Genomic DNA, 7,668 nt, shown 5'->3' with positions numbered 1-7,668 from the left:
TTTCCACCTCTTGATATAGACAATACACAACTTCTGGCTTCTCTCAAACTTTCTGTTAAGAAAGATGTTTATAATGGATAGCTTAAAAAGGGGGATTTAGGGGTATCTAAAACGTTTTGCTACTAAGAAAAGGACTTTTCAAACATCCTCTAAAGCTAGTAGCCAATAGCTTTAAACAACGGATTTTCGTTGATACAGATGATAGTCGTTTTGTACAGTTATAAATATATAATAAATTTCCTGTTTTGGTGCTTAATAAAAAACAACAATTAATAAATCAAAAATATGTCATGGACATCTAAAAACTTTACACAAAATTTATATAATTAAAGTTTGGTTATTGTATTATTTCATAGTCTATGTCTAATGAGAATTAAGTCTTAAAATCCTTGTAATTTCGTCGATAGTCACAAAACGATAATTTTAGGGTAGTGTAGAAACCCTTATAGGATTAAGAGGCGTTTCTAATTTACTAAGGCGTAGTCTGATAATTCCGAATACATTAAAACACAAAAAATAAGGATTTCTCAAATGTCACAATCTGAAAACTCGAAAAAAAACTATTCTGAACCCGAATTGAAAGCTCATGGTAAAATATCTGGTTTGACACAACAAGTGGGTGGTAGCGGTGGTTTTGGTACAACCACCGTATTCTTCCCCACTACTGATTAATCCAGACTAAGAACACAAATAATTTTGTAGTGAAAAATACAGATTTTTCGACCAAGAGAGTTTTTAAGTTTACCTGAAGGCATACCTAGTAGTCTATCAAGTTGAAATTGACGGATATAGAAGCTCGTAGTAAGGACTTTAGTACTTATTCTCTAAGCACTGAAGTGCTTACTACAAACCGTCAAAGTATATTTGACAGACCACTAGTGCAGACACATTACGCCCTTGTTTTTGAACGTATTAATACAAAAATATTTGAACAATGTTTTAGACGTTGGATTGAATCAATAGTTGAGAACACAGGGGCGCAAATAATTCCGATTGATGGTAAAACTCTTAAAGGCTCCAAAGAAGTGTATGGAATTTTCCATTTTTCTGTAAATTGTTTAATCCATGCCAATGTCAATATAGGCGTAAATGTCGATTAAGAACGATAATTATTGCTATCAATTTTATGGACTAAACCTATCTATTAATCGACTGCTTCCAGGGTTAGCTGGTGTTAATAGTTCTACATCAATAGATGTGGCTATTGACCTGGTAGGTGAACAACAGAGTCAACTGCCGTTACTTGAACAAACTTTTTGGAATGTGCCGCTTGAGTGGTATCAAAAAACAGGCTTCCTGTTGTGGACGACGCACCAAGATGATGGTACTTACTGGAGGATACGGTCTTTTGATGGAGTTGATTGCTTAGAATTCATTTTGAATCCTGATGGTAGTCAAGTTTGGGGTTTTTGGTCTAGAGATGCACTATTTACAGATGTAGTGTCTTTGCTGCTCGGTTGTGTACTTGGTCATCTGTTGAGGCTGCGGGGTGTGACTTGTCTTCATGCCAGTGTGGTTGCAGTTGATGACAGCGCGATCGCCATTTTGGGACAATCAGGGGCGGGTAAATCAACCACAGCAGCAGCATTAGCTAGCCGTGGATTTTCGGTTTTAGCAGATGACATTGCTGCACTTATTCCTGATGAAAAAAGGTTTTGGGTACAGCCTGGTTATCCTCGTCTACGCCTGTGGCCTAATTCTGTAAAAGCCATTCACGGCTCAATAGAAGATTTATCACTGGTATCAGTAAATTTAGATAAACGTTTCTTAGATTTGCAAGGAAAACATAAGGAACAGTGGCAGTTTCAGCCCCAAGCCTTGCCATTAATGGCTGTGTACATATTGGGAGAACGCGATCGCAATTTAACAGCACCTAAAATTAATTCTCTCTCTCTGCCTGAAGCCATGAAGCATCTAATGTTCAATTCCTATGGACGTGCTTTCCTGACTTCTCAACAGTGTAGACAAGAGTTTGAGGAATTAGGTCAATTGGCGAAAACTGTTCCTGTCCGAGAGTTATTACGTCCTGATAATTTGGGAAATTTAGGGCAAATTTATGATGTTATTGTGGAGGATTTACACCTGATTCATACTTTGGTTTAGTAACCCCACTAATTTTAATATCTGGCTATATCTACTGAAGTAAATTGTTAAATATGCAAGCTTTTAAGCCAACTGTCAGTGTTATTATTCCTACCTACCAGCGTGGGGATATTGTCAGTCAAGCAATTAACAGCGTTTTAGCACAAACCTACAGAGACTACGAAATTATCGTCATCAATGATGGTTCTCAGGATAATACTCCACAAGTGCTGGCTGAATTTAGCGAGAATCATCACATTACTGTCATTCATCAAGCCAATCAAGGAGTGTCTGCGGCTCGGAATGCTGGAATATGCTCTGCTAGAGGAAAGTATATCGCTTTTTTAGATGATGACGACCTCTGGGAACCTCAGAAGTTAGAAAAACAAATTTCTGTCTTAGAAGCAAATCCACATCTTGGCTTGATTTATTCAGATTCACTCTTTTTTTCTGAGCAAAAAGGTTTATCAAAGAAGTCGTACAATACAGCGTTTCCCACTCCTAATCTTCAAGTAGTTTTTACTCTTTTTAGGTACAACTACATTCCAATACTGACGGTTGTTGTGCGTCGAGATTGTTTAGAACAAGTGGGTTTATTTGATGAGACTGTCGCTCCTTGTGAAGATTATGATTTATGGTTACGACTGATTCAAAAATTTCCGATTTATTTTTTAAATGAGCCTTTAGCACGTTATCGTCGCTCATCAAATAGTCTTTCTAAAAATACAGAAAAGTTTCTGATTAGCTACCTGCGGGTTAAGGAGAAAGTCATCGATCGCCATCCAGAATTTATAAAAATCCCTGTTCATTTTCTCGATCCTTATTTTTACAATATTTACCTTCTTCTGACCGATTTATATATTCAAAATAATCAAATGGATAAAGCGCGTGGAGTTTTGCAACGCTACCAACAAGTGCGGGGTGAAACTGCCAAATATAAAGAATTGCAATTATCTATATCTACTGAGCAAATTTAAGATCATGAATTTTCTTGTGACTGGCGGAGCCGGATTTATTGGCTCTCATCTTACAGAACAACTACTATCAGAAGGTCATCGTGTCACTGTAGTTGATAATCTGACCACTGGACGCTTACAGAACCTACCCAAACATCCTCGTCTTAAGTTTCTACAAAAAGATATTTTGATATGTCAACCAGAAGATTTTACAGAAAAAATTGATGGTGTTGTCCATTTAGCGGCTATTTCCTCAGTGACAGAATCTTTATGTCGTCCCCTAGATGCTCATCACAATAATCTTTCGGCAACTCTGGCTGTGATTCAACTGTGCCAAGCTTTAGCTATTCCTAAATTAGTGTTTGCCAGTTCTGCATCTGTATACGGAAATCTCACAGAATTACCAATTTCAGAAGAGCAAAAAACCTCTCCTCTATCACCCTATGGCTTACAAAAACTGGTGAGTGAACAATACGCCAGTCTGTTTGCTAAACAACTAGGTTTTTCATTCATTGGCTTACGCATTTTTAACGTATTTGGCCCTAGACAAGTTCCTGATTCAAGCTACTCTGGCGTAATTTCCCGATTTGTTGATACTATGCAACGTGGCTTACCAATCACCATTTATGGCGATGGCACTCAAACCAGAGATTTTATTTATGTTAAAGACGTAGTGAGGGCTTTTTCTCAAGCATTAAAACTGGATATTACTCCTGGCTCATCCTTAATTTGTAATTTAGGAACTGGAAAATCTACTTCTTTGGTAAAGTTGGTTGATATACTCAAAAATAACTTTCCGCAATGGCAACCAGAAATTAATTTTGTTTCTCCGCGTTTAGGAGATATTCAACATTCTCAGGCTGATATTTCCAGGATATCTTCATGTTTAGACTTTCATCCTCAGTGGTCGGCAGATTCTGCTCTTAATTTATTAATTGCATCATATTTGAGTAAAAATGATAATTATCAAAAACAGCGACTGCCTCTATCTGCTTAATTTGGAAGACACCTCAATAGCATTGTAAATCATAAAAAACTTGAAATAAAAATGAAGCGATTATCTAAATTTTTCAAATTAGATTATCAAATAAAACAACTTTTAATTACCACTTTTATTGTATTGACATTAGTAAGATTAAGTTTATGGTTGCTGTCATTCAAAACTTTGCAGCAACTGCTATCAAGCATCAGTAATGCCAAACCTAAATGCCAAGAAAAAGACCACATCTCTATTGACAAAATTATCTGGGCTGTGGAAGTTAGCTGTTATTATATGCCTGGCGGTGCAAAATGTCTGGCGCGGGCCTTGACTTGCCAGGTTTTCATGAGTCGCCACGGTTATACATCTAATCTCTGCATTGGTGTTGCCAAAGGTGAAGCAGGAGAGTTAAAGGCTCATGCGTGGTTAGAAAATCAAGGGAAAGTTGTGATTGGTGATGTCGCAAACCTTTCTAATTTTAGCCAACTGGCATCTTTTACAAAGGGGCATGTTTAAAATATGAAAGCAGGCAAAAGCAAAACTTTAAGATATAAAATCCAGCAAAGCTTACACATTCTGCCTGCCTTGCGCCTAGTTTGGAACAGTAGTCCTCGTTTGACTATTGCTTTCGTTGTACTTTTGGTGGTTCAAGGTTTATTGCCCTTAATCTCTCTCTATCTCACCAAACTCATTGTAGATACAGTAGCCGCCAGTGTTAATCTTGCCGACAAAGGAGCCGCTTTTAATCGAGTATTACTTTTGCTTGGCTTCTTTGCTGCTATCACCTTGGTAACTACCCTGTGTTCTTCCCTGACTGAAGTGGTGTATGCCGCCCAATCTCAGCGACTCACCGATTATATGCAAAATATTCTCCATGCTAAATCAATTGAGGTAGACCTGGAGTATTACGAAAACTCTGAATATTATGATGCTTTGCAGCGAGCGCAACAAGAAGCTCCTTCTCGTCCGGGGCAAATACTACATCGTTTGGCATGGTTAGCTTTGAGTAGTATCTCCTTGGTAGCGATGCTGGGGTTGCTACTGTCATTGCATTGGGGAATAGGGGTTATCTTATTTCTTGGCGCAATTCCGCCGATGGTAGTGCAGGTGAAATACTCCGGTATCATGTATAATTGGCAGCGCCAAAAAACAGCCCTAGAACGCCGAGCAGGTTACTTGAGCCGGATACTGACCACAGAGCAACACGCTAAAGAAATTCGCTTGTTTGATTTGGGTTTTTTCTTTAGTCAGTGGTATTTGCGGTTGCGATCGCAAATATACCACGAAAACATCGCCATTACCACCAGACAGTCTGTTGCTAATCTTAGTACTCAAGCAGTGGGGGCAACTTTAATTTTTGCTGCCTATGGTTTCATTATTTATCAAACTATGCAAGGCAGTATTCGCTTTGGTGATTTAGTTTTATATTACCAGGCATTGCAACGGGGACAAAACGACCTGAAAGGTCTTTTGGGTGGTCTGTCTGGTCTATATACAGACAACCTATTTCTCGCAAACTTATATGAATTTTTAGACCTGAAACCAAGAATTGTAGAACCGTCATCTCCAAAACCTCTTCCCATACCAATGCAAAAAGGCATTGTGTTTAATCATGTCAGCTTTCAATATGCAACTACAAAGCGTCAGGCACTTCAAGATATTAATCTAACTATTCGCCCAGGTGAAGTTGTGGCGTTAGTAGGAGAAAACGGCTCTGGTAAGACTACTTTAATTAAGCTTTTGTGTCGCTTATACGATCCCACCTCTGGTAATATTACCATTGACGGCATAGATTTACGCCAATTTCAAATTGCTACTCTCCGCAGTCAAATTAGCGTGATTTTTCAAGACTATACAAAATATCATCTGACTGCTAAAGAAAACATTTGGATGGCAAATATCAACCTGCCATTTAACCACGAAAAAATCACTGCCGCTGCCCGTCGTTCGGGTGCTGATGATGTGATTAGCAAGCTACCTCAAGGTTACGATACCATACTGGGTAAATTGTTTGAACAAGGGGAAGAACTGAGCATCGGTCAGTGGCAAAAAATCGCTTTGGCGAGGGCATTTTTGCGAGATTCACAGTTAATTGTGTTGGATGAACCAACTAGCGCTCTAGACCCCAAAGCCGAAGAAGAGGTGTTTCATAATTTCCGCCAACTGATCAAAAATCAAGCTGCTATCCTTATCAGCCATCGCTTATCAACTGTCAGAATGGCTGACAATATCTACGTGATGGCAAACGGTTCAATTATTGAAAGCGGCGCTCATGAAGAACTGATAAATCTGGGTGGTAGCTATGCACACTTGTTTAAAACCCAAGCCCAACACTATAAATAACTAATTTATGATTACCTTAAACAAGCCTATTACTCAATTATCAACAAAGGTTAGCCGTCCAGAAATTGAGTTACTTCTGTGTTGTACCCGAACTCACATAGACCCCGAAACAGCAGAGCGAATTAAAACTTTACTCCGGCAAGATATAGACTGGGCATATCTCATCCAAATAGCAGCACATCATAAGACGATACCACTATTATACCAGAGCCTCAAGACCACTTCAGGAGAAGCTATTCCCAAAACAGTTTTAACTCAGCTTCAGAATCATTATCACACTAATGCTAGCCGCAACTTATTTTTGAGTCATGAATTGCTTAACATTCTTAAGCTTTTTGAAGCTCACAAAATTCCAGCAATTCCTTTTAAAGGACTTGTTTTAGCTATTTCTATTTATGGCAATTTAGCGATGAGACAGTTTAGCGACCTAGATATTCTGGTGAGACAAGAGGATATATTTAAAGCTAAAGAATTATTGATTACTCATAAATATCAACTAGACGTTGACTATGGTTGGCAACAAACTTTTGTTCATAGCCAGAAACCAGAAATAGTAGTGGATCTTCACGGTGAACTGACTCCCTTATCTTACTTCCCTTTTAAACTTCCTGATTTTGAAACCTTGTGGCAAGGAGGCAGGTCTTTAACTTTCAAGGGCGAATCTATCATGAACTTCTCTTCTGATGATTTGTTAATCATCCTTGCTGTGCAAGTTGCTAGAGGAGTTAATGAAGGTAAAGAGTCTTTAGCTCAGATTTGCGATTTAGCTGAATTATTGCGTATTCAACAGACATTGGATTGGGAAAAATTATTACAGGAAGTAAACAGTCTAGAACTTCAAAGACCATTCTTTATTAGTCTGTTGATAGTTAAGACTCTCCTGAATACCCCTTTACCAGATCGAGTAAAGCAAGCTCTTCAACAACAAATCCAAATCGATCCAACTATTTTAATTTATACTGTGCGGATGCAGAAACTGCTGTTCGCAAAAGTTAAAACTCCACTGTTCATTCAACTTTTTTTTCATGACTTGATGATCGGGGGGCCACTTAGCAGAATGCCGGTTCGTGTTTATCTGGTGTGGCAATTTTTGAGTTTTATAACCAGACAGATAATCATTGATAGCAATCAAGCAGATCGAGAATTTTTTCCATTGCCCTCTGGTCTTTCCTTTTTATACTACTTAGTTCGACCAATCCGCTTGGTAAGTAGATACATAACTAATAGTACATACAGATGAAACCGGGGTGAAATGCCATCTCTGCGAATCAGCAAACCTATACCTGCATCAATTGTAGTACGGTAAAG

General features: G+C 38.4%; 8 protein-coding genes. All 8 read left to right on the top strand.

Annotated features, from left to right (window positions below):
* Positions 1-531 precede the first annotated feature (531 nt).
* Positions 532-672 (top strand): hypothetical protein, encoded by a 141-nt coding sequence (locus tag V7K55_RS14725; protein ID WP_334832484.1) that lies wholly within the window; start codon positions 532-534, stop codon positions 670-672.
* A 107-nt stretch (positions 673-779) separates the two neighbouring features.
* Positions 780-1,100, top strand: a complete 321-nt coding sequence (locus tag V7K55_RS14720) for a hypothetical protein (RefSeq protein ID WP_334832482.1) — start codon at positions 780-782, stop codon at positions 1,098-1,100.
* A complete protein-coding gene (locus V7K55_RS14715; protein ID WP_334832480.1) occupies positions 1,090-2,103 on the top strand; it encodes an HPr kinase/phosphorylase in 1,014 nt (337 codons plus the stop codon). Before V7K55_RS14720 ends, V7K55_RS14715 begins: the two co-directional genes overlap by 11 nt.
* Positions 2,104-2,156: 53 nt before the next feature.
* A complete protein-coding gene (locus tag V7K55_RS14710; protein WP_334832478.1) occupies positions 2,157-3,059 on the top strand; it encodes a glycosyltransferase in 903 nt (300 codons plus the stop codon).
* A gap of 4 nt (positions 3,060-3,063) precedes the next feature.
* A complete protein-coding gene (locus V7K55_RS14705; RefSeq protein WP_334832476.1) occupies positions 3,064-4,035 on the top strand; it encodes an NAD-dependent epimerase/dehydratase family protein in 972 nt (323 codons plus the stop codon).
* A gap of 51 nt (positions 4,036-4,086) precedes the next feature.
* Positions 4,087-4,533 (top strand): lasso peptide biosynthesis B2 protein, encoded by a 447-nt coding sequence (locus tag V7K55_RS14700; protein ID WP_334832474.1) that lies wholly within the window; start codon positions 4,087-4,089, stop codon positions 4,531-4,533.
* A gap of 3 nt (positions 4,534-4,536) precedes the next feature.
* The gene (locus V7K55_RS14695; RefSeq protein WP_334832472.1) at positions 4,537-6,360 is read left to right on the top strand and encodes an ABC transporter ATP-binding protein; all 1,824 of its coding nucleotides are present in this window, start codon (positions 4,537-4,539) and stop codon (positions 6,358-6,360) included.
* 7 nt (positions 6,361-6,367) lie between these two features.
* Complete coding sequence (locus tag V7K55_RS14690; RefSeq protein WP_334832470.1) at positions 6,368-7,600, top strand: nucleotidyltransferase domain-containing protein; 1,233 nt, start codon at positions 6,368-6,370, stop codon at positions 7,598-7,600.
* Positions 7,601-7,668: the final 68 nt, after the last annotated feature.

It is taken from the genome of Nostoc sp. (assembly GCF_036919895.1).
Classification (GTDB): Bacteria; Cyanobacteriota; Cyanobacteriia; order Cyanobacteriales; family Nostocaceae; genus Nostoc.
This window is presented reverse-complemented; position numbering and strand designations above follow the sequence as displayed.

Coding starts and splice junctions, on each gene's coding strand:
- V7K55_RS14725 (WP_334832484.1), top strand. CDS start 532: ATGTCACAATCTGAAAACTCGAAAAAAAACTATTCTGAACCCGAATTG.
- V7K55_RS14695 (WP_334832472.1), top strand. CDS start 4,537: ATGAAAGCAGGCAAAAGCAAAACTTTAAGATATAAAATCCAGCAAAGC.
- V7K55_RS14715 (WP_334832480.1), top strand. CDS start 1,090: ATGTCGATTAAGAACGATAATTATTGCTATCAATTTTATGGACTAAAC.
- V7K55_RS14700 (WP_334832474.1), top strand. CDS start 4,087: ATGAAGCGATTATCTAAATTTTTCAAATTAGATTATCAAATAAAACAA.
- V7K55_RS14710 (WP_334832478.1), top strand. CDS start 2,157: ATGCAAGCTTTTAAGCCAACTGTCAGTGTTATTATTCCTACCTACCAG.
- V7K55_RS14705 (WP_334832476.1), top strand. CDS start 3,064: ATGAATTTTCTTGTGACTGGCGGAGCCGGATTTATTGGCTCTCATCTT.
- V7K55_RS14690 (WP_334832470.1), top strand. CDS start 6,368: ATGATTACCTTAAACAAGCCTATTACTCAATTATCAACAAAGGTTAGC.